Raw genomic sequence first — 19,748 nt, forward strand, 5'->3', positions numbered from 1 at the left:
GCCCGTCTCGTCCTGACATCATCATCCGTCGAGCCCGAGTGTCTTGAGGCCTTCATCAAGCTGGCGCAACCGTGCTGCATCGTTGGCAACCGCCTGGCGGGCATCGGTCGATGCCCCCACCGCCTTGTCGCGATCACCCATGACGAGATAGGCGCGCACCAGGCGCAGCCAACCCTCGACGTCGTCGCCGTTCTGCTTGAGGCGCGTGGCGAGCCGTTCGACCATGCCGCGAACCATCGCGTTGCGATCGACCTCTTTCATGTCCTTGGAAGCTGCGAGGGTCTCATCCGACAGCGCCGGCATCGTCGCGCCACCGCCACCGACCCGCGCGAGCGAGGTCTGCACCAGAGGCCGCCACGGCGCATCCGCCGGCGCTTTCGCCAGCAGCGCGCGCCAGATATTGGCGGCATCGTCTTTGCGGCCGTCCTGCTCGGCGGCGAGACCGAGAAAATAGTTCGCCTTGGGGTCGTCGGCGCTGAGCGCGCGCGCGCGCTCGAACTCGGTCTTGGCCTCGGCGGTCACGACGCCGCCGGCGGCGGCCGAGATCGCTTCGCCGAGATCGGACCGGCGCTCCGCGCTCTCGCCATTGTAGGTGAGCGAGTTGCGATAGGCGCGCACGGCGTCGTCGAAGCGACCGAGCCGTTCCAGCACGGGCGCGATCACGTTCCAGCCGCGCCCGTCGGTCGGATTCTTTTCCAGATGTTGCTCGACCTGTACGACCAGATTCTCGAGCGACTGGGCCATGCCGGACCCGGACCCGCGCTCCCGCTGCGCCAGTGGAAAGTCCTGAAGCCTGGGCGAGCCGAGCGGCACATAGACACCAATCGCAACCAGCGGCAGGCCGGCAAGCGCCAGCACGGCCGCCGCGCGGCGCCATTTGAGGCTGGATTTCGGTGCCGTTGCGGGCTCGCTGCCGGCCGCGGCAAGCAGCCTGCGGCTGACCTCGACGCGCGCGGCCTCGGCTTCGGGCGCGGCGATCAGCCCTGCGGCAAGATCACGCTCGATCTCGGCGAGTTGGTCCTTGTAGACCGCGACCTCGCTGCCCTGATTTTGCGCGCGTCCGCTACGGCCGAGCGGCAAAAGCACGGCGAAGATCGCCGCGACCGTCATCAGCGCGAACACGAACCATAGCATCATCTGGCAAGCTTCCGGCAGCGCGCAAGCCGCGCCCACAGGTCGCTTTACACCACGGCCGGACGATGCGGCAATTGACAATTGTCAATTCGGCACGACCGCGCACAGTCCCGAAATGGTGAAAATCCAACGGCTTAGCCGATCTCGAAGTCCGCGCTTTGAGCGGCGTCCTCGCCATGCCCGTTGAAGGCCTTCAGGAAGTATGTTCCCGGCTCGATAGCGTCGGGCAATCTGATGCGCAACGCCCCGACGGGAACGGGTGATGCAACCCTGGTGACGGTCTCAGGAAGCTGCCGACCGCTTGCCTTCTCGACCAGCACCACCTTCGCGCCGACCATCAGCCTTTGATATTTGGCAACAACGACGCGATTCTCGATTTCGATGGAACTGATAACGGATTTCATGCGCCCACAGATAGAAATATAAAAAACCTGCACGGCGACCGTAGGGCCAGCCACCGACACCGTCAACCTGAAATTGTGACTACTGAAATATGCGCCTGGATCAGCTAGCGCGCGACGATTTGCGCTCGCCCGTGGCCGCGTTCTCCGCGGCGCGGCTCATCAGCGAAGCATAATCATCGCCGAACAGCACCTGGCAGAAGCGGATCGCGGCCTGCACCTGCTGCTGCCGATAGGTGCGGACCTTGTGATCGGCGCCGCGCAGCGACTGCACCAGCTGCTCAGTCGAACGCTCGACATATTGCTGGAGGTCGGAATAGGTGCGCAGTGTCACCTCGTTGATCGCAAGCTCGCTCGCATAATTGCGGCAGGTGGCGACGAAATCGATCAGCGCGACGGTTTCCTCGACCTCGGTGCTGTCGATCCGCGCGCCCGGCGGAATGTCCTTCTCGGCGCGCTGGCGCAGGATGCGGCGGACGCGGCCGGGAACACTGTCGATCTCGGATTGCAGCGCGTTAGAGATGTCGGCCCGGATCGAGGTCAACTGCTTGCCCCAGGCAGAATCGTTGCGCAGGTCGAGCTCGGTACGCAGGCCTCGCACGCCGTCGTGCAGCGTCTTGAGATTGGCGGCGACATTGTCGAAATGGCCGCGCTTGATGTCCATGCGCAGGATGGCGGCCACGCAGGACAGATCATGCAGCGCGATCGTGACGGCGACGCCATAGGGCGTTGCCGCAACACGGATCTCGTCGTCGGACGCGGCAATCTTGATGGCGAGGCGGATGATCTGCCACGGCGCGGTCATCCGCTGCACGACGATGGAGAGCGCGAAGGGCAGCATCTGCGGGGTCTGGAGGACCGGAATGTTGAGCGCTGCAGTCACCGAGGCGATCTGGGCATCGCCGAAGGCGCGCAAAGAGCGCGGCAGCTTCTCGTTCAAGGTGGCAATGGCGTCGCGGACCGCGAGCACCGCCCCGGTCGAATAGAGGTCCTCAATCACGTTGGGCGGACCAACGCGGGCGAGCGCACGCGACTTGTCACCCCCGCCCGGCCCCGTCAGCTCGAAGATGGCATCCGCAGCGACCGCCTGGAGCTTCGAGGCCAGCGCTTCGACCTGCCCTGCGCTGTCGGCCGGCGTGCGCGCCAGCGCCGCCTCGAGTTCCTTCAGCTTATCCGGAGCACCGTCGCGGCCGAGCCATTGCCAGATCGGAGCCAGCGAGGAGCGGCGGACCTGCCCGACCCGGATCGGGGCGCCTGCTTCGACCAGGAAGGGTTCCAGCACCTGGAACAGCAGCCGCGACAGATCGTCCGTACGCGGCGGTGCGGCCTCGTCGGCTTCCGTCTTGCGGACAATCTTGCGCAGCTGGTCGAGCACGAGGGTTGCCACGGCCGTGTCCTGGCCGCGCTCGAGCGCACGCTCGAACTCTCGCATCAGCAGCGCCTGCGCCTGCGGCGGGAGCTGCGCGAGATAGTCCCTCAGCCGCTCGATCGATGTCTGGCTCATGCGCCCGGGTAATGAACGGTAAAATGGCGGACGTGGGATCCGTCCTGCTCGATCATAGGTGGGGCCACTTAAGAAGCCGTTTAGGAAGTCCCTCCGAATACCCCTGGTTTCGTCCGGATCGGTGTGCAGCAGGCCAAATAGTCGCGTCGGAACAAGGGATTATATTCCGGGGAGGACCAGCTCCGCCCGCAGGCCCCCCGTCGGTGCGCGCCCGAGGGAGAGGCTGCCGCCATAGAGCGCAGCGAGCTCGGTCACGATCGACAGTCCCAGCCCCGATCCGGGCTTGGACTCGTCGAGCCGCTGGCCGCGCCGTGAGACCTGGGTGCGCTCGGCCTCCGACAGGCCGCGGCCGTCATCGTCGACGATGATATGCAGCCGCGGACCGATGCTCGCCTGCTGCGGCGCTTCCGCCAGAACTTCGATGAAGACCCGCGACGCCGCCCATTTGCAGGCGTTGTCGACGAGGTTGCCGACCATCTCCTCCAGATCCTGCCGCTCGCCGCGAAATTTCGCCGACGGATCGGCCTCGGCCTCGACCACGATGCCGCGGCCGCGGTGGATCTTCTCCATGGTCCGCCGCAGTGCCTCGATGGCCGGTGCCACCTCCGTCACCGTCGCAACGACCGAGACCCGCGCCGCGATGCGCGCGCGCTCGAGATGATGGGCGACCTGGTCGCGCATCACGTCGGCCTGCTCCATCACCTTGGCCGCGAACGGATCGGTGGCATGCGCGCCGGCCTCGTTCACGATGACCGAGAGCGGCGTCTTGATGGCGTGGGCGAGATTGCCGACATGGGTGCGCGCGCGCTCCACGATCTCGCGATTGGCGTCGATCAGCGCGTTGGTCTCGCGCGCCAGCGGTGCGATCTCGACCGGGAACTCGCCCTCGAGCCGCTCCGCCCGCCCGGACCGGATGTCGGCGATGGATTCGGAGATGCGCTTGAGCGGCGCGAGACCGAAGCGGACCTGAAACACGGTGGTCAGCAGCAACACGATACCGAGCGCGGTGAAGGTGCCGCCGAGGTAGTAATCGAAACTGCGCGTCTCGTCGAAAATCTCGGTGTCGTCACCGGCGACACTGACGAGAAATTTGCCGTCCGCGCCGAGATCGACCGGCCGCTCCACCATGCGCAGGTTCTGTCCCTCTGGACCGTCGACATAAGCGATCCGGATGCCCGCGGCTGTGAGCTCGGTGCCCTGCTCTTCCAGCTTTGGCAGCTTCTTGTCCCAGAGCGAGCGCGAGGAGCGCACCTCCGGCTTTTCGGTGTCGGTCCGCGTGATCTGCCAGTACCAGCCGGACAACGGCAGTTCGAACAAGGGCTCGCCGAGCGACTGGAACTGGCGGTCCGGCGGCTCGTCGGGGGTGGCGACCTCGGCGATCAGCGTGCGGAGATAGAGATTGAGCCGGCGGTCGAAGGCGCGCTCGGTGGCGTTCTTGTAGACCGACGACAGCACCACGCCGGTGATGGCCAGGATCACCACGAGCCACGCGGTCGCCGACAGAAACAGGCGGTTCGCAAGCGAGCTGGCGGGCATCGGAATGATCCCGGAGGCGCGGGGTGGCATGGCGTCGGAACTCATGACCCCGAACAAGGCCCCTGCTGCGCCGCCCGTCAAGCCAAGATACGTCTAGACGAGATAGTTCGAGACACCGCGCTTCAAGCGCCGGGGGCCGGCGGGGTCAGGAGATAGCCGAGGCCACGGACAGTCTGGATGATGTCGACGTCGAGCTTCTTGCGGATGCGGCCGACGAAGACCTCGATCGTGTTGGAGTCGCGGTCGAAGTCCTGGTCGTAGAGATGCTCGACCAGCTCGGTACGGGACACGACGCGCCCCGAATGGTGCATCAAGTAGGCCAGAAGCCGATATTCGTGCGACGTCATCTTGATGGGATTACCCGACACGCTGACCCGGCCGGTCCTGGTGTCGAGCGTGACGGGGCCGCAGGTCAGCTCGCTCTGGGCGTGGCCGGTGGAGCGGCGCAGCAGCGCGCGGATCCGCGCCAGCACCTCCTCCAGGTGGAACGGCTTTGCGACATAGTCGTCGGCACCGGCATCGAAGCCCTGGACCTTGTCGCTCCAGCGGTCGCGCGCGGTGAGGATCAGGACCGGCATGGTGCGGCCGTTGCGCCGCCAGGCCTCCAGCACCGAGATGCCGTCCTTCTTCGGCAGGCCGATGTCGAGCACCACGGCATCGTAGGGCTCGTTGTCACCGAGAAAATGCCCCTCCTCCCCGTCGAAGGCGCGATCGACGACATAGCCGGCGTCGGTCAGCGCCTTGGTAAGCTGGCGATTGAGATCGGGGTCGTCCTCAACGACGAGCAGGCGCACGCTTCTCTCCAGAATTAGGCCGCATGAACACCTGCACAGATGAGCAATTCCGGCGTGAACTGAATATGAACACCGGGGAACCGGCCGCGTTACTTTTTGGTCATATCCGACCAGTTCGCAGTTAACGCACTGCGCCCGCCATGCCACCGGACGAACCGACGGCATGGCGGGCGCAATGTGCCGCGTTACGCGGCGAGTCGGAAGGTGCAAACCGTCCGGTCGATCTGCCGATCAGGTCCGGAAGAACACGAACCAGATGACCGCGAGGATCAGGATCGCGAGCCCGGTTGATATGGCGAGCAGCGCCGCCACCGACGGCCCAGGCTCGCCCTGGCGCGCCTCCGTCGGAGTTTCCACGATCTGACGTTGGTCTCGCGTGGTTGCCATGGTGACCTCAATTTCTGGCCGTCGCGTCGGATGGCCGCGACTCCTCGCGGCGGATGTCCAGTGGCAACGCATGATTGGATATGATGTTCCGGTTTTTGCAGCCGGATCGGGCTGCAACCGCGCGCCGGGCGGCCGATTAACGCAGTTGCAAGATTCAGCGATCCGCCTTGCTATGATTCGGTGTTCCCCGATGGTATCTTCGTCTTCTGTCCCCGTTGCGTTTGGAGTAGCCCATGGCCCCCCGCGCCAATTGGAAGGGTTTTCTGCGTTTGTCGCTCGTGACCTGCCCGGTCGCGCTCTATCCGGCCACTTCGGATACCGAGAAAGTCTCGTTCAACCAGATAAACCGCAAGACCGGCCACCGGATCAAGTACCTCAAGGTCGACGCCGAGACCGGTGACGAGGTGACTTCGGAGGACATCGTCAAGGGCTACAAGGTCGACACCGACACCTATATCGAGGTCACCAAGGACGAGCTCGACGACATCGCGCTGGAGTCCACCCACACGATCGAGATCGACGAGTTCGTACCGAAGACCGACATCGACAGCCGCTATCTGATCCGCCCCTACTATCTCGTGCCCGACGGCAAGGTCGGCCACGACGCATTTGCGGTGATCCGCGAGACGATCCGGAGCATGGACAAGGTCGCGATCGGCCGCGTGGTGCTGACCAACCGCGAGCACATCATCGCGCTGGAGCCGCTCGGGAGCGGCCTGATGGGGACGCTGCTGCGCTACCCCTACGAGGTGCGCGGCGAGAAGGACTATTTCGACGACATCCAGGACGTGAAGCTGACCAAGGACATGCTCGACCTTGCAAAGCACATCGTCGAGAAGAAGTCCGGCGCGTTCGAGCCTGAGCTGTTCGAGGACCATTACGAGACCGCACTGATCGACCTCATCAACAAGAAGCGCAGCGGCGCGCCCATCGCAGCAAAGGCCGCGCCCAAGACAGGCGGCAACGTTATCAACCTCATGGACGCGCTGAAGAAGAGCATCGCGAACGAAAAGGACGCAGGCCCCGCGGCGAAGGTGGCCAAGGACGTGACCAAGGACGCCGTCAAGCGCAAGAAGCCGAAGAAGCGCGTCGAAGGCCAGCGTGAGATGCTGCTGCCGATCACCGGCAAGGGCGGCAAGGACACTGCTGCGAAAGCCGCTCCCAAAAAGGCGGACAAGCCGGTGCGCGCGCCGGCCCGGGCGAAGAAGGCCGGCTAGCGGCATCGCACAGCGCCGACGCCGTGATGCTGCCCCTCGTCGATCGGCCGACCTGACATGCCCTGGTCGACCGCGTTCGACGAACCCATCTCGTTACGTGGCGGGCGCAAGCTGCGGACGCTGCAAGAAGCTGCCGATCACATCATGCGACTGCCCGAGGATACGCAGGATGCGAGCCACTGGCAGACCGCGATCGAAACCCTGATCAACGCGGCCGAGACCGGCGGCGGCTGGATGATGTTCGCCCGCATCGCGGTGTTGCGGGCGCTGAATGCGGACGGTCGGCGCGAGTGAGCCGGGCGCCCCGCTCGAGAACAGGCTCAACAATCCGTTAAGTCAAGCCGCGCTTTCAGCGTCTGCCTGCGGCCGGAGGGCACGTAATCCTACGGAAGACAAAATTAACCGACGCTTCCCGCTCAGCGCAGCATCGTCGCCCCTCGATTGAACTCGGGGTTGCAGGCTCGTGAAGCAGCAGGACGCCAGAAAGAATTACATCGGCATCGTCAACGACGCGGCCGAGGAAGAAAGCCTGGCCGGCAGCTCCGCGCGAGCGCAGCCGTCCGTGGTCAGCTATCTGGTCGGACGTCTGGCGATAGTGCTGAAACGCTCCAGCAAGGCCGCACCGGAACGCCAGATCTCGTCCTGAGACGGGATGACGACATCGCCAAATGCGTCTGAATTGGGTGACGAAACCTTAAGTCAATCGATGTCACCATATCAAACGGCAGGTGAGGACCATCCGCCCTGCGTTTTGGCGCGCTCACGAAAACTTAGTGAATCAATTTACCATTCCGAAAACGGCACCAGCCTAGGTTGGACGGATGAACAGGAGTTGACGATGACTTTGCTCAAGTCATTTCTTGCCGACGAAAATGGTGCCACCGCCATCGAGTATTGTCTGATCGCCACCGGCATCGCGTTCGCGATCATCACGGCCGTGAACAACACGGGCAGCGCACTCCTGAGCAGCAAATTCAACTCGATCAGCGCGGCGATGAAGTAGCCGGCATAGCCGGCGCGCCGCAATCGCATCAGCACGAATCCGCGTGCAGCGCGCCGGATGATAGGCTCCTCCTTCCGATGCGGCGGCGACCCCACTTTGATTTTCGCGAAGTTCACATTATTGGCGTTGTGTCGCGCGGTTACGCCGTCGTAGAGCGTAAGCTCAAACTCTAGCGGCCCTATGACATGATTCCTTCCGACAAGCCGACCTCGACAATCTGGGCTCGTCTTGGCTCGGACCGATCGACGCCGATCAGCGTTCTTGCTGTCCTGGCGGCCCTGTCGTTTCTTCCGGTGCTGCTGACCCCTATCCCCGCGATGGTCGACTATCCCAATCATCTCGCCCGGATGTACATTCTGAGCCAGAACGGCACTCCCAATGCCAATCCGTATTACGAAGTGGCCTGGGCATTCTATCCCAACCTTGGAATGGATCTGCTGGTCCCGCAAATGGCGCGGCTGATCAACGTTGAGAACGCCACGCGCCTGTTTCTGCTCCTGAGCCAATTGCTGATCGTCGGAGGCGCGCTTTTGCTCGAATGGGCCCGGAAGCGACGGGTCCATCTCGCCGGCTTTGCGGCGCTCGCTTTCCTTTACTGTCTGCCGTTCAGCTGGGGCTTCGTGAATTTCGAGTTCGGACTGGGCCTCGCTCTTTGCGGCATCGCCGTCTATCTGATGCTCGCGGAGCGCCCATGGCCACTGCGTTTCGTCGTCAACATGGTCTTCGTCGCTGCGCTGTTTGCGGCGCATTTCTTCTCCCTCGGCGTCTATGGCGCGACGCTCGGCGTCTACGAGCTCTCGCGCATCCGCCATGGGCGAAGGTCGTACGGGGTCGCCGCCGCGCGGCTCGGCGCGTTGGCCATACCGGCGCTTGCCCTCTTTGGGATCATGCGCATGACCGCGGGATCGATCGGAAGCGAAGGAACGAGTTGGTTCATCGGATTCAAGCCGATCTGGCCGTTGCGCATCATGAACGGTTACAATCTGACGATCGCAGCGGCGACGGGGCTTACGCTGATGGTCTCGCTGTTCTTCGCCGCAAGACGCGGCGTCCTCAAGCTCGAAACAGCCGGGACCTGGCTCGCGATCGGCTTCGCGCTGCTCTACGTCGTCATTCCCTCGAAGCTGTTCGGAACCTCGTTCGTCGACCTGCGCGTCATTCCCGCTGCGGCTCTGATCCTGCCGGCCTTCTGCTCGCTGACGCTGCCCAGCCGGGCGTGGAGAATGGCAGCGCTCGCCGCGATCAGTGGCGTCATACTGATCAATCTCGCCGTCGTGCTCACGGTGTGGCTGCCTTACCGCACCGACTATGCGGCCATCGTCGAGTCGTTCCACAAGATCGATCGCGGCTCGCGCATCCTCGTCGCCAGCACGGACGACAATGGAGACCCGCCCTTCGCCGACCTCACCTCATATCCGATGTACTATGCACCTACGCTGGCCGTGCACTATGCCAACGCGTTCGTGCCCAATCTATTCACGGAAGCGGGCAAGCAGCCCGTGCGGCCACGCGAGGACGTGCGCCGTCTTGCCATTCCCTACGGGGGGCCGGTGCCGCTGGGCGTGCTTACCGCGATTGCGGCAAGCCGGCCGCCGGCAGGCGTTCCGCCGTTCGTCCGCACCTGGCATCAGGACTTCGACTATCTCTATGTCCTCGGGCCGCGAGCCGCAAACCCGCTGCCGGATCTGCTGGAAGCGCTGGACACCTCTGAGCGATTTGTTCTCTACAAGATCCGCCGCAAGTCCTAGACCGCAAGTCCTAGGCCGAAGCCGCGGCTGCCCAGCGTGGTTAATCGGGCATCACCATCTGCACCCGCCTTTTGGAAGCCACTGCGGTGCCCCATATCCTTAATGGTTGTGGCAAGGCGACCTTAACCACCGCCGGCATAGACTTCCGCTCCTGCAACGAGTTGGACTCTCTCGCATGGCGGCCAATTTCCAGTCGATCCGCTACAGCCTCGTCATCCCCGTGTTCAACGAGGAAGCCGTGCTGCCGGTGCTGCTGCGCAGGCTCGACCTGGTCTTGTCCCGGCTCGACGGGCCGGCAGAGGCGATCTTCGTTGACGACGGCAGCAGCGATTCCAGTTCGATCGTGCTACAGGCGCTCGCCACGCGCGACCCGCGCTTTCGCTATATCGGCCTGTCGCGAAATTTCGGGCATCAGATCGCCATCACCGCCGGCATGGACGCCGCGCAAGGTGAAGCGATCATCGTCATGGATGCCGATTTGCAGGATCCGCCCGAAGTGATCGAGCAATTGATCGCAAAATGGCAGGAAGGCAACGACATCGTCCACGCCCGCCGCCTGTCGCGCGACGGCGAAAGCCGATTCAAGCGCGCGACCGCGCATCTGTTCTACCGGCTTCTCGGCAGGATGTCCTCGGTCGGCATCCCCGCCGACGTCGGCGACTTCCGCCTGATCGATCGCAAGGTGCTCGACGCGCTTCGGCAGATGCCGGAGCAGGACCGCTTCGTACGCGGCATGATCGCCTGGCTCGGCTTCCGGCAGGCGGAGGTCACCTTCCACCGCCTCGAGCGAGCAGCGGGCGAGACCAAATATCCGCTGTTCAAGATGCTGCGGCTCGCGATGAACGCCGCGCTCGGCTTTTCCGATCTGCCCTTGCGCCTGGCAATCTGGTGCGGATTGACGGTCTCAGGTCTGGCACTGCTCTATGGCGGCTGGGTGATCCTGTTGTGGCTTAGCAACGATAGTCATCTCGTGACCGGCTGGTCCTCGACGATGGTCGTCGTGTCCCTGCTGTGTGGAATGAACATGCTGATGACGGGTATCGTGGGGCTTTACGTCGGCCGCATCCATGCCGAGGTGAAACGTCGACCGCTCTACGTGGTGCAGACCCGCGCAGGCTTCGACCGCAACGAGGCGGCAGCCGCACCCGCGATCCACGCCGTCAACGAGTGACACAGCGCATGACCGAGCTCTTCGACGGCTATCACGACAACTACCGTGACGTGGTCCAATCCTCGATCGACTTCTCCGGCTTGCCGCATCATTTCTTCATGCGCGCCAAGGCCGATCTGCTGGGCAACCTGATCGCGCAGCGGCTCGACACGGAGAGGCCCGACATGCTGGACGTCGGCTGCGGCGTAGGCAGCCTTCATCCACTGCTGCACGGCATGGTCGGCCGCTTGAGCGGCATCGACGTCTCGTCGGCCAGCCTGGCGCAGGCGCGCGCTGACAACGGCAGGGTCGACTACCGTGAGTTCGACGGCCGCACCTTTCCTTTCGACGATGCCAGCTTCGATCTGGTCACGGCCGTCTGCGTGATGCACCATCTCGTGCCAACGGAATGGGCGCAATTCATCGCGGAGATGCGGCGCGTGACGCGCCCCGGTGGACTCGTCTGCGTCATCGAGCACAATCCGTACAACCCGCTGACCCGTCTTGCCGTCGCGCGTTGTGAGTTCGACCGGGACGCCGTCTTGCTCGGGGCCGGCACAACCCGAAAATTGATGGCTGCCGGCGGCTTGCGCGAGATCGGTGCGCGCCATTTCCTGCTGCTGCCCTGGGACACCAAGCCGTCGCGGCGTCTCGAAGCGACCCTGAGCGGCGTGCCGCTCGGCGGCCAATACGCCGCCTACGGGACCGCTTGATCTATCTTTGCGGTATATCTCGCCGCTTGTGCACGACCGCCACGTCGTCGCTGTAGACGCGCTGCCATTGGGGCAGCCGGTCCAGCATCGCTATAGCCGGCGTCCCCGGCGCGAGCAACGTCGCGCCGATGCTGTATTCGTCGAGCAATCTGAGAAAGTCGCCGAGATCGACGAGCGCCAGGGCGCGATTGTAGCGGTTGATGAACGCTCCCCCGTACAGTTCACCGCGACCGTCGATAAAGGTGGGAATGCCGGCAAAGATCAAATAGCCACCGAAGGTATAATCGTTGAGCACGTGCCCCGCTGCGGCGAGGTTGGCTTCAGCGATGGCAGCCTGAGGGGTAATGGCCGGAGCCGGCCGTATATCCCGGGCCAGCGTCGCCCCGCTTACCACGATCAGCACACCGAGCACGGCGAGGTTCAGGCCGCATGACGAGCCGGCGTCTTCCCCAATCGGTCCGCCGAACTTCCGCCCCAGCGGAGCCGCCAGATAGAGCGGCGCCAGCATGGCCAGCAGATCCGCATTGCGGATCTGGGCCAGCGCGAAATGCAGCAAGCCGATCACGACCAAGGCCCGCACGACCGGCAGCGTCACGCCACGCGAGAGCGCGAAGATGCCGGCCAGCAGCAGCAACTCGAAGAAACCTATGTGGCTGAAATCCTGCGGCCGCCATTCCGCGATCCACCCGAGCGCCGGGCCGAGGCCGAGTGTGGTCAGCGGCATCAGCAGCGGTTCCGGCCCGTAGGGCGTCAGGCAGGAGGCCGCGACCGCGAGCGCGGTGAACGGTAGCCATCGCAGGAATACGCGTGGCCATTCGCCGCGCTTCTCGCGCAGCAGCGCCTCGAGCCCCGCAGGCCCGATCAGTCCAAGTGCCAACACCACACTGCCGTGCAGATTGGCCCACACGACCAGCAGCGGAAGGGCCCAGTACGGCGGAGGCCCTTCACGATCCATGCAGCGTACCAGGGCAGCCGCCCAGGTCACCATCAGCGGCAGCACCAGCACATGTGGCCGCGCCAGCATATGCGGCGCCAACAGGATGACGGCCGCGATCACCATGAGCAATGTCTGGGTCGGCGAAAGCTCGCGCAGCAGGAAGAAGGTGAACAGGCCAAAGGCGAGCGCTATCGCCGCGGCGGCGACGACGAGGACGCCCTGCCAGCCGGCAAGCGCGTAGGCTCCGGCGTAGATGACCTCCGAGAGCCATTCGAAGGTGATCCAGGGAGCGCCGTGCCTCGAAAAGGAAAATGGGTCGGTCGCTGGCAGCGTGCCATGCGCGATGATCCAGCGCCCGACCTCGATGTGGGAATAGCTGTCGGGATCATTGAGCAGCCGCGGTCCAAGGATCAGCAGCAGGCCATAGACGCCAAGGCTCACCAGCCAGGGAAGCGCCGCACGCGCCGAAAACGGTTGAACCTCGCTGTGGACGACCTGGTCACTCATGGCGAGCGCAAGTTAGGGCGCAAGCGTTAAATTCCTCTTTGACTTGACAGGGCCTGGCTTGGTGCGCGGCGGGCCGGTCACGCTTTGTGAACTATATTCCCGGTAGCGAAATCCGGGCTGCGGCGCTTTGACGACAATGCGGGTCCTGATACGCTTCACACTGTCAATCGACGAACCACGGCGGCTTGAAGGATGCGGATGAGAAGCGTGATGCTCTTGGCTTTCAGCCTCATCTTTGTTGGCGTCTGGTCGCAGGACAGCGCGAGAGGGCAGACTTCGGCCGCGCCGTCGGTTTCGCTTTCTCCGCCCAATGCATCGCCGCCGCATGCGGGCGCCAAAACTTCCAGACCTCCGCCGGCAGCATCCATCAGAGAAGCTTCGCCGCCGGTGATCGGCGGGCTTCCATCGGCGCCGAACCCAGCTGCCGACTACGATGGCTTCAGCGTAGGTATCGGCGACGGCAACGACACCTCGAGCCAGGTAGTCCCGCCTGTGAGGTCACGCAATGCGAAGGGCTCCAGGGCCGATCCGGGTGCGAAAGGCGCCGCTGAGCAATTGATCGATCAAGAAGATGAGTCGCTGAAACGCAAGCTGATGATCTGCCAAAGCTGCAAGTAGCGGTCGTAGTCCGGATGGAGCGCAGCGAAATTCGTCACTGGTCTATCCGGGTGGAACGGCCCCGGATTGCGCTGCGCTCCATCCGGGCTACGGCAGTTCGCTGCATAGCTGACCTACCGCGACTCTCATCGTCCGCGCTTTACCCTCCCCGGATTTCCTGATCCTCTCTCCCCTAATCGGCCGGAGCAACCGGCCTACGCCAGGGAGAGAGACGCCATGAAGCTCGGCACCGCGATTGCGGAAATCATGAAGTGCGAGGGGATCGGGATCCTCTGCGGCTATCCGGTCAACCATCTGATCGAGCATGCGGCCAAGGCCGATATCCGGCCGGTGATGGTGCGGCAGGAGCGCGTCGGCATCCACATGGCGGATGCGATCTCGGGGTGACATCGGGACGCTCGATCGGCGCGTTCTGCATGCAGCATGGCCCCGGTGCGGAGAATGCGATGGGCGGCGTTGCGCAATGCTACGGCGAATCCGTTCCCGTACTGGTGCTGCCAATGGGCTATCAGCGCAGGCTTGCGCATATCGAGCCGAACTTCAATTCCAGCGAGGCGATGAAGGCGTTTTCGAAATCGTCGGAGCCGATCATCCTGGCCGCGGAAGTCGCCAACATTTTTCGCCGCGCCTTTACCAAGCTGAAGAACGGCCGCGGCGGCCCTGTGATCGTCGAGATCCCTGCGGACATGTGGAACGAGGAGGTGCCGGAGCCGCTGAACTACACGCCTGTGCTGCGCACCCGCTACGGCGCGGATCCCATTCATATGAAGGAGGCGGCCGACCTGCTCGTCAACGCCAAGCGCGCGGTGATCTATGCCGGCCAGGGCGTGCATTACGCCCAGGCGTGGCCACAACTGAAGCGGCTGGCCGAACGGCTCGCCATTCCCGTCACGACCAGCCTTGGGGGCAAATCGTCCTTCCCGGAAACGCATCCGCTCTCGCTCGGCTCCGGCGGCCTTGCGGTGCCGCGCGCCGTGCCGAAGTTTCTGGCTGAGGCCGACCTCATTTTCGGCATCGGCTGCTCCTTCACTGAAACAAGCTTCGGCATCGCGATGCCCAAAGACAAAACCATCATCCACTCCACACTCGATCCGAACCATCTCAACAAGGACGTGGAAGCCAGGATTGGCCTCGTCGGCGATGCCGGGCTTGTGCTCGACGCGCTGCTGGAGGAGATCGGCAAGACCGTCAGCGCGGATCGCGACGCGTCGGCGGTGGCAGCCGAGATCGCGGCTTCGCACAAGGAGTGGCTGGCGAAATGGATGCCGAAGCTCACCAGCAATGATGCGCCCTTGAGCCCCTATCGCGTGCTGTGGGACCTGCAACATACCGTCGACATCCGCAACACCATCATCACCCACGATGCCGGCAGCCCCCGCGACCAGCTTTCGCCGTTCTGGAAGTCGGTCGAGCCCCTCACCTATCTCGGCTGGGGCAAGACGACGCAACTCGGCTACGGCCTTGGGCTGGCCATGGGCGCAAAGCTCGCAAAGCCTGACAAGCTCTGCATCAATGTCTGGGGCGACGCCGCGATCGGCTTCACCGGCATGGATTTCGAGACCGCGGTGCGCGAGCGCATCCCGATCATGTCGATCCTGCTGAACAATTTTTCAATGGCGATCGAATTGAAGGTGATGCCGGTCTCGACCGAGAAATATCGCTCGACCGACATTTCCGGAGACTACGCCGCGATGGCGCGCGCCTTCGGCGGCTATGGAGAGCGGGTGACGAGACCTGAGGACATCACCCCCGCGATCAGGCGCGGCATCCAGAAGACGCAGGAAGGCGTTCCCGTGCTGCTGGAGTTCATCACCAGCAAGGAGACCGAGGTGTCGCGGCCGGGCACGTGAAGCGGGCCGGATTCCGGCAGCAAAACTCGCTGTCGCGGAGGCTGGCTCCGGCCGCAGGAGATGTGATAATCCGCCTCGGTGCCGCGCTTGTCGCGGCATCAAGCCGGATTGCGAATGACCGCCCCTTCCAACGACATCGCGGAATTTAAACGCCTGTTGCAGGCGGCCACAGCCGAGAACGCGCAGCTTCGCAGCGAGCTCGCGATTGCGCGCGATCGTCAGAACGCCAGCGCCGGGATTCTGCGCACCATCGCGGCCTCTCCGTCCGATGCCCGGCCGGTCTTCGAGGCGATCGCGTCCAGCTCCCGGCGCTTGCTCGGCGGCTTCTCCGCCACCGTGCTTCAGTTCATCGAGGACGAGCTCCACCTCGTGGCGTTTACACCAACGAGCCCCGAGGCGGACGAAGGGCTCAAGGCGTCGTTCCCGCGCAAGATTGCCGACTTTCCGACCTTTGCGCTGGTGCGTGGCGGCGAGACGATCCAGTTTCCCGATAGCGAAGCCGCGGAGGTCCCGGAGCTGAATCGGAACCTTGCGCGGCTGCGCGGCTTCCGCAGCGTGCTGTTCATGCCCCTGATGAATCGGGCGACGCCAGTCGGCATGATCAGCGTCACGCGCGCCGAGCCCGGCGCGTTCGCAGCCGACCTCGTGCAGTTGCTTCAGACCTTTGCCGACCAGGCGGTGATCGCGATCGAGAATGCGCGGCTGTTCAACGAGACACGCGAGACGCTGGAGCGTCAGACCGCCACCGCCGACATTCTGAAAGTGATGGCCGCCTCGCCGTCCGACGTACAGCCGGTGTTCGACGCCATCGCGGCCAATGCCAACCGGCTGATCGGCGGCTTCTCCACGGCGGTGCTGCGCTACATTGGGGGCGCGGCGCACCTTGCGGCGTTCACGCCGACCGATCCGGCCGGCGATCGCGTGCTGCAGGCCTCGTTCCCGGTGCCATTCGCGCAGTTCCCGCCCTACCGGCTCGTGGCCAATGGTGTGGCGGCGCAATTGCCCGACACCGAAGTCGAACCCGCAGCCCGCGACATCGCACGCGCCCGGGGCTACCGCAGCATGCTGTTCGCGCCCTTGATGAGCGACGGCGAGGCGATCGGCGTCATCATCGCCACGCGGCGCGCGACCGGCGCGTTCGGCGAGCATCACGTGCGGCTGTTGCAGACCTTCGCTGACCAGGCGGTGATTGCGATCAAGAATGTCAGCCTGTTCAACACCACGAGGGAAGCGCTGGAACGGCAGACCGCGACCGCCGACATCCTCAAGGTGATCGCGGCCTCGCCCGCGGATGTGACGCCGGTGTTCCAGGCGATCTCCGACAGCGCCAAGTCCCTGGTCGGCGGACATTCCTCCACCGTCACGCGCGTCATCGACGACCTGCTGCACCTGGCCGCCTTCAGCACCGACAACGAAGCCGGCAATGAAGAGCTGCTCAATTCGTTCCCGGTGCCGCTGTCGGCATCCGGCATTCACAGCCGGGTGGCAAGAAGCGGAGAGTTCGCATTCCGCAGCGACATGCAGACCGAGCCCGACCTCACGGACGCCATGAGAGAGCTGGCGCGGACGCGAGGCTATCGCAGCATCCTCGTGATCCCGATGCTACGCGACGGCGTCGCGATCGGCACCATCGGCGTGACGCGGCCGGAGGCCGGTCCTTTCCCGGACAAGGCGATCGCCCTGCTCAAGACCTTTGCAGACCAGGCCGTGATCGCCATCGAGAACACGCGCCTGTTCAACGAGGTGCAGGACCGCACCCGGGACCTCGCCAAATCCCTCGACGATTTGCGCGCTGCCCAGGACCGGCTGGTCCAGACCGAGAAGCTGGCTTCGCTCGGCCAGCTCACCGCCGGCATCGCGCACGAGATCAAGAACCCGCTCAACTTCGTCAACAATTTTGCATCGCTCTCCGCCGAGCTGACGGACGAGCTGAACGAGGCGCTCGCGCCTGTCCCGCTCGCGGACGACGTTCGCAGCGAGGTCGACGAGCTGACCCGACTGTTGAAGGACAATCTCGCGAAAATCGTGCAGCATGGCAGGCGCGCCGACTCCATCGTCAAGAACATGCTGCTGCATTCCCGCGAGGGCGGCGGCGAGCATCGGCTGAGCGACATCAACGCGCTGGTCGAGGAGAGCCTCAACCTCGCCTATCACGGCGCCCGCGCCGAGAAGCCGCAGTTCGACGTGACGCTGAAGCGCGAGCTTGATCCGGCTGCCGGGCAAGCGGAAGTGTTTCCGCAGGAGATCACCCGGGTGCTGCTGAACCTGATCTCGAATGGCTTCCACGCGGTCGCCAAGCGCAAGTCGGATGACGGCGCCGCCGATTACGAGCCGGTGGTGATCGCCGCGACACGCGACCGGGGCGACAGCATCGAGATCCGCATCCGCGACAATGGCACCGGCATTCCGCACGAGGTGAAGGAAAAGATGTTCGATCCGTTCTTCACCACCAAGCCGGCCGGCGAAGGCACCGGCCTCGGATTGTCGATGAGCCACGATATCGTGGTGAAGCAGCACGGCGGCACAATCGACGTCGCGACGGAGCCCGGCGCGTTCACCGAGTTCACGATCCGATTGCCGCGAAGCAGCAGCTTTCCGGACGGACGCCGCGGCTAGCGGTTCTCATTCCGCCATCTCGACGGGTTGCGTCGTGGACGGACCGGCCAGCGGCCGCTCCTCCATCATGATCAGGCAGAGCGCGGCGCCAGCCATCAGCGCGGTGGCGGCGCCGAAGACGTAGCGGAACGCATGCCGCATGTCGTCCGCGGGAATCGCATTGACGGCGCCGTGATGCTCGCCGGCGAGCGGAACGTCGGCACCGAGTGCGATGAGCAGGATGGCCGCGAACGCCGCAACCGTGAACGAGGACATAAGCGAGCGGAAGAAGTTCAACGCGCCCGTGATGGTGCCGACCTGCGGACGGGCGACCGAATTCTGCACCGAGACGACGCAGACCGGAAAAGTGGTGCCGAGGCCAAGCGCAAACGCAGCCATCAGCATCAGCAGCGCCCAGAGCGGCAACGTCGTCAACGTGAGGCCGAGGCCGCACAGCGCTGCCCAGGACGTTCCTACGATGGCGACCCGCTTGTAGTGCTTAGCCCGCGCCATGGTGCGACCGGCGATGGCCGCGCCGCAGGTCGAGACCGCCGCGAGCGGAATCAGCGCGAGGCCCGCTTCGCTGGCGCTGAGGTGATAGACCGCCTCGTAATAGAGCGGCAGCTGCACCGTGAGGCCCGTGATCGCACCGAGCGCGCAACCGCCGGCCGTCAGCCCGAACGGCACAACCGATCCTCCGAGCAGCGGCAGCGGCAGGAACGGCTCTTCCGCCCGGCGCGCGTGCCACACGAAGGTGACCGCGAGCGCTACAGCGCCGCCCACCATCGCAAGCACGGTGGGCGAGAGCCACGGGAAGCGCGTGCCCCCCCAGGTCAGCACCAGCATGAAGACGACGGCAGAGGCCATCAGCAGCACGCCGCCGAGCCAGTCGACCTTGCGCTTGCGGTGGAACACCGGAATCTTCTTCATCCTGGGCAGCAGCAACGCGATCGCCGCCGCCGCGAGCGGCACATTGATCCAGAAGATCATCGACCAGTGCAGATGCTCGGCGAACACGCCGCCGATGACCGGGCCGAGAATGCCGCCGACCATCCAGACGCTGGAGAAATAGGCTTGATACTGGCCGCGCTCGCGTGGGCTCACGACGTCGGAGATCACGGTCTGCACCACCGGCATGATGCCCCCGCCACCCAGTCCCTGGAGACCGCGTGCAAGAATCAGCATCGGCAGGTTCGGAGCGATCGCGCACAGCACCGAGCCCGCGACGAACAGGCTGAGCGAGATGATGATCATCACACGGCGCCCGTAGATGTCGCTGAGCGTGCCGAAAACCGGCGCGACCGCGGTCGACGCGAGCAGATAGGCGGTGATGACCCAGGAGAGATTGGAGACGTCGTGGAACTGGCGTCCGATGGTCGGCAGCGCGGTGGCGACGATGGTCTGGTCGAGTGCAGCCAGGAACATCGTCAGCATCAGGCTGATGACGATGGTGCGGACCTCGTCCTGCGACAGCGGCGCCGGCGGCGCGAGCGAAGGAGCGTGATCGACGCTCAAGACCTCGCTCGGAAGGCGCGACAGCTCTTCAGCGATATCGTCGGGCAATGTCTGGGTGTCGGCAGAACTGCTCTGCCGCTCGAACTTGTTCATCTCGACCGGAAGCCATGAGGCGGCGCAACGCCGCGAAGGATTCGTT

At 64.5% G+C, this 19,748-nt stretch carries 17 protein-coding genes and 1 pseudogene; 10 read left to right on the plus strand and 8 right to left on the minus strand.

The window, feature by feature from the left end; genetic code table 11:
- Positions 1-21 precede the first annotated feature (21 nt).
- The 6 genes from ccmI to IVA93_RS24965 all read right to left on the minus strand — a co-directional run bounded on the left by ccmI (position 22) and on the right by IVA93_RS24965 (position 5,756).
- Positions 22-1,137 (minus strand): c-type cytochrome biogenesis protein CcmI, encoded by a 1,116-nt coding sequence (gene ccmI, locus IVA93_RS24940; protein WP_085362454.1) that lies wholly within the window; start codon positions 1,135-1,137, stop codon positions 22-24.
- Positions 1,138-1,268: 131 nt separating this feature from the next.
- Positions 1,269-1,538 carry a hypothetical protein gene (locus tag IVA93_RS24945; RefSeq protein ID WP_007593394.1) on the minus strand — a complete coding sequence of 90 codons (270 nt, stop codon included), beginning with the start codon at positions 1,536-1,538 and terminating at the stop codon, positions 1,269-1,271.
- Between the two features lie 100 nt (positions 1,539-1,638).
- Entirely contained in the window at positions 1,639-3,039 is a 1,401-nt protein-coding gene (locus IVA93_RS24950) for a hypothetical protein (protein WP_247370886.1), read from the minus strand.
- Between the two features lie 159 nt (positions 3,040-3,198).
- Positions 3,199-4,575, minus strand: coding sequence for an ATP-binding protein (locus tag IVA93_RS24955; protein WP_018458555.1), 1,377 nt, complete (start codon positions 4,573-4,575; stop codon positions 3,199-3,201).
- Positions 4,576-4,697: 122 nt separating this feature from the next.
- Entirely contained in the window at positions 4,698-5,369 is a 672-nt protein-coding gene (locus tag IVA93_RS24960; RefSeq protein WP_018458554.1) for a response regulator transcription factor, read from the minus strand.
- Between the two features lie 231 nt (positions 5,370-5,600).
- Complete coding sequence (locus tag IVA93_RS24965; RefSeq protein ID WP_007593402.1) at positions 5,601-5,756, minus strand: hypothetical protein; 156 nt, start codon at positions 5,754-5,756, stop codon at positions 5,601-5,603.
- Positions 5,757-5,989: 233 nt separating this feature from the next.
- Between IVA93_RS24965 and ku the strand changes: the two genes are divergently transcribed.
- The 7 genes from ku (at position 5,990) to IVA93_RS25000 (ending at position 11,587) form a co-directional block, all read left to right on the plus strand.
- A complete protein-coding gene (gene ku / locus IVA93_RS24970; RefSeq protein WP_247370889.1) occupies positions 5,990-6,973 on the plus strand; it encodes a non-homologous end joining protein Ku in 984 nt (327 codons plus the stop codon).
- Positions 6,974-7,030: 57 nt separating this feature from the next.
- The gene (locus IVA93_RS24975; protein ID WP_018458551.1) at positions 7,031-7,267 is read left to right on the plus strand and encodes a hypothetical protein; all 237 of its coding nucleotides are present in this window, start codon (positions 7,031-7,033) and stop codon (positions 7,265-7,267) included.
- Between the two features lie 169 nt (positions 7,268-7,436).
- On the plus strand, positions 7,437-7,619 hold the full coding sequence (locus IVA93_RS24980; protein WP_018458550.1) for a hypothetical protein: 183 nt from the start codon (positions 7,437-7,439) through the stop codon (positions 7,617-7,619).
- 192 nt (positions 7,620-7,811) lie between these two features.
- Positions 7,812-7,976, plus strand: a complete 165-nt coding sequence (locus IVA93_RS24985; RefSeq protein ID WP_018458549.1) for a Flp family type IVb pilin — start codon at positions 7,812-7,814, stop codon at positions 7,974-7,976.
- Positions 7,977-8,161: 185 nt separating this feature from the next.
- On the plus strand, positions 8,162-9,724 hold the full coding sequence (locus IVA93_RS24990) for a hypothetical protein (RefSeq protein WP_085352303.1): 1,563 nt from the start codon (positions 8,162-8,164) through the stop codon (positions 9,722-9,724).
- A gap of 175 nt (positions 9,725-9,899) precedes the next feature.
- Positions 9,900-10,895: a glycosyltransferase family 2 protein gene (locus IVA93_RS24995; RefSeq protein WP_085352302.1), complete on the plus strand. Its 996-nt coding sequence runs from the start codon at positions 9,900-9,902 to the stop codon at positions 10,893-10,895.
- A gap of 8 nt (positions 10,896-10,903) precedes the next feature.
- Entirely contained in the window at positions 10,904-11,587 is a 684-nt protein-coding gene (locus IVA93_RS25000) for a class I SAM-dependent methyltransferase (protein WP_162496368.1), read from the plus strand.
- A gap of 1 nt (position 11,588) precedes the next feature.
- Here IVA93_RS25000 and IVA93_RS25005 read toward each other — a convergent pair whose 3' ends face one another.
- Positions 11,589-13,031, minus strand: a complete 1,443-nt coding sequence (locus tag IVA93_RS25005) for a hypothetical protein (RefSeq protein ID WP_247541229.1) — start codon at positions 13,029-13,031, stop codon at positions 11,589-11,591.
- A gap of 198 nt (positions 13,032-13,229) precedes the next feature.
- On the opposite strand from IVA93_RS25005, the gene IVA93_RS25010 reads away from it, so the two are divergent.
- From IVA93_RS25010 to IVA93_RS25020, 3 genes and pseudogenes are all read left to right on the plus strand, one after another.
- Positions 13,230-13,649, plus strand: coding sequence for a hypothetical protein (locus IVA93_RS25010; RefSeq protein WP_026233607.1), 420 nt, complete (start codon positions 13,230-13,232; stop codon positions 13,647-13,649).
- Between the two features lie 216 nt (positions 13,650-13,865).
- A pseudogene (locus IVA93_RS25015) lies at positions 13,866-15,499 on the plus strand (thiamine pyrophosphate-requiring protein).
- A gap of 114 nt (positions 15,500-15,613) precedes the next feature.
- On the plus strand, positions 15,614-18,115 hold the full coding sequence (locus IVA93_RS25020) for a GAF domain-containing sensor histidine kinase (protein WP_247455140.1): 2,502 nt from the start codon (positions 15,614-15,616) through the stop codon (positions 18,113-18,115).
- A gap of 6 nt (positions 18,116-18,121) precedes the next feature.
- Here the strand turns inward: IVA93_RS25020 and IVA93_RS25025 are convergent, their stop codons facing one another.
- Positions 18,122-19,702 carry an MDR family MFS transporter gene (locus IVA93_RS25025; RefSeq protein WP_085352297.1) on the minus strand — a complete coding sequence of 527 codons (1,581 nt, stop codon included), beginning with the start codon at positions 19,700-19,702 and terminating at the stop codon, positions 18,122-18,124.
- Positions 19,703-19,748: the final 46 nt, after the last annotated feature.

Source organism: Bradyrhizobium sp. 155 (genome assembly GCF_023101105.1).
GTDB classification, from domain to species: domain Bacteria; phylum Pseudomonadota; class Alphaproteobacteria; order Rhizobiales; family Xanthobacteraceae; genus Bradyrhizobium; species Bradyrhizobium canariense_D.

Excerpts from the sequence above, each read along its gene's own strand:
- IVA93_RS25010 (WP_026233607.1), top strand. The coding sequence starts at position 13,230 with ATGAGAAGCGTGATGCTCTTGGCTTTCAGCCTCATCTTTGTTGGCGTC.
- IVA93_RS25025 (WP_085352297.1), bottom strand. The coding sequence starts at position 19,702 with ATGAACAAGTTCGAGCGGCAGAGCAGTTCTGCCGACACCCAGACATTG.
- IVA93_RS24950 (WP_247370886.1), bottom strand. The coding sequence starts at position 3,039 with ATGAGCCAGACATCGATCGAGCGGCTGAGGGACTATCTCGCGCAGCTC.
- IVA93_RS24990 (WP_085352303.1), top strand. The coding sequence starts at position 8,162 with ATGATTCCTTCCGACAAGCCGACCTCGACAATCTGGGCTCGTCTTGGC.
- IVA93_RS25020 (WP_247455140.1), top strand. The coding sequence starts at position 15,614 with ATGACCGCCCCTTCCAACGACATCGCGGAATTTAAACGCCTGTTGCAG.
- IVA93_RS24965 (WP_007593402.1), bottom strand. The coding sequence starts at position 5,756 with ATGGCAACCACGCGAGACCAACGTCAGATCGTGGAAACTCCGACGGAG.
- IVA93_RS24985 (WP_018458549.1), top strand. The coding sequence starts at position 7,812 with ATGACTTTGCTCAAGTCATTTCTTGCCGACGAAAATGGTGCCACCGCC.
- IVA93_RS25005 (WP_247541229.1), bottom strand. The coding sequence starts at position 13,031 with ATGAGTGACCAGGTCGTCCACAGCGAGGTTCAACCGTTTTCGGCGCGT.
- IVA93_RS24995 (WP_085352302.1), top strand. The coding sequence starts at position 9,900 with ATGGCGGCCAATTTCCAGTCGATCCGCTACAGCCTCGTCATCCCCGTG.
- IVA93_RS24945 (WP_007593394.1), bottom strand. The coding sequence starts at position 1,538 with ATGAAATCCGTTATCAGTTCCATCGAAATCGAGAATCGCGTCGTTGTT.
- IVA93_RS24955 (WP_018458555.1), bottom strand. The coding sequence starts at position 4,575 with ATGCCCGCCAGCTCGCTTGCGAACCGCCTGTTTCTGTCGGCGACCGCG.
- IVA93_RS25000 (WP_162496368.1), top strand. The coding sequence starts at position 10,904 with ATGACCGAGCTCTTCGACGGCTATCACGACAACTACCGTGACGTGGTC.
- IVA93_RS24975 (WP_018458551.1), top strand. The coding sequence starts at position 7,031 with ATGCCCTGGTCGACCGCGTTCGACGAACCCATCTCGTTACGTGGCGGG.
- ku (WP_247370889.1), top strand. The coding sequence starts at position 5,990 with ATGGCCCCCCGCGCCAATTGGAAGGGTTTTCTGCGTTTGTCGCTCGTG.
- ccmI (WP_085362454.1), bottom strand. The coding sequence starts at position 1,137 with ATGATGCTATGGTTCGTGTTCGCGCTGATGACGGTCGCGGCGATCTTC.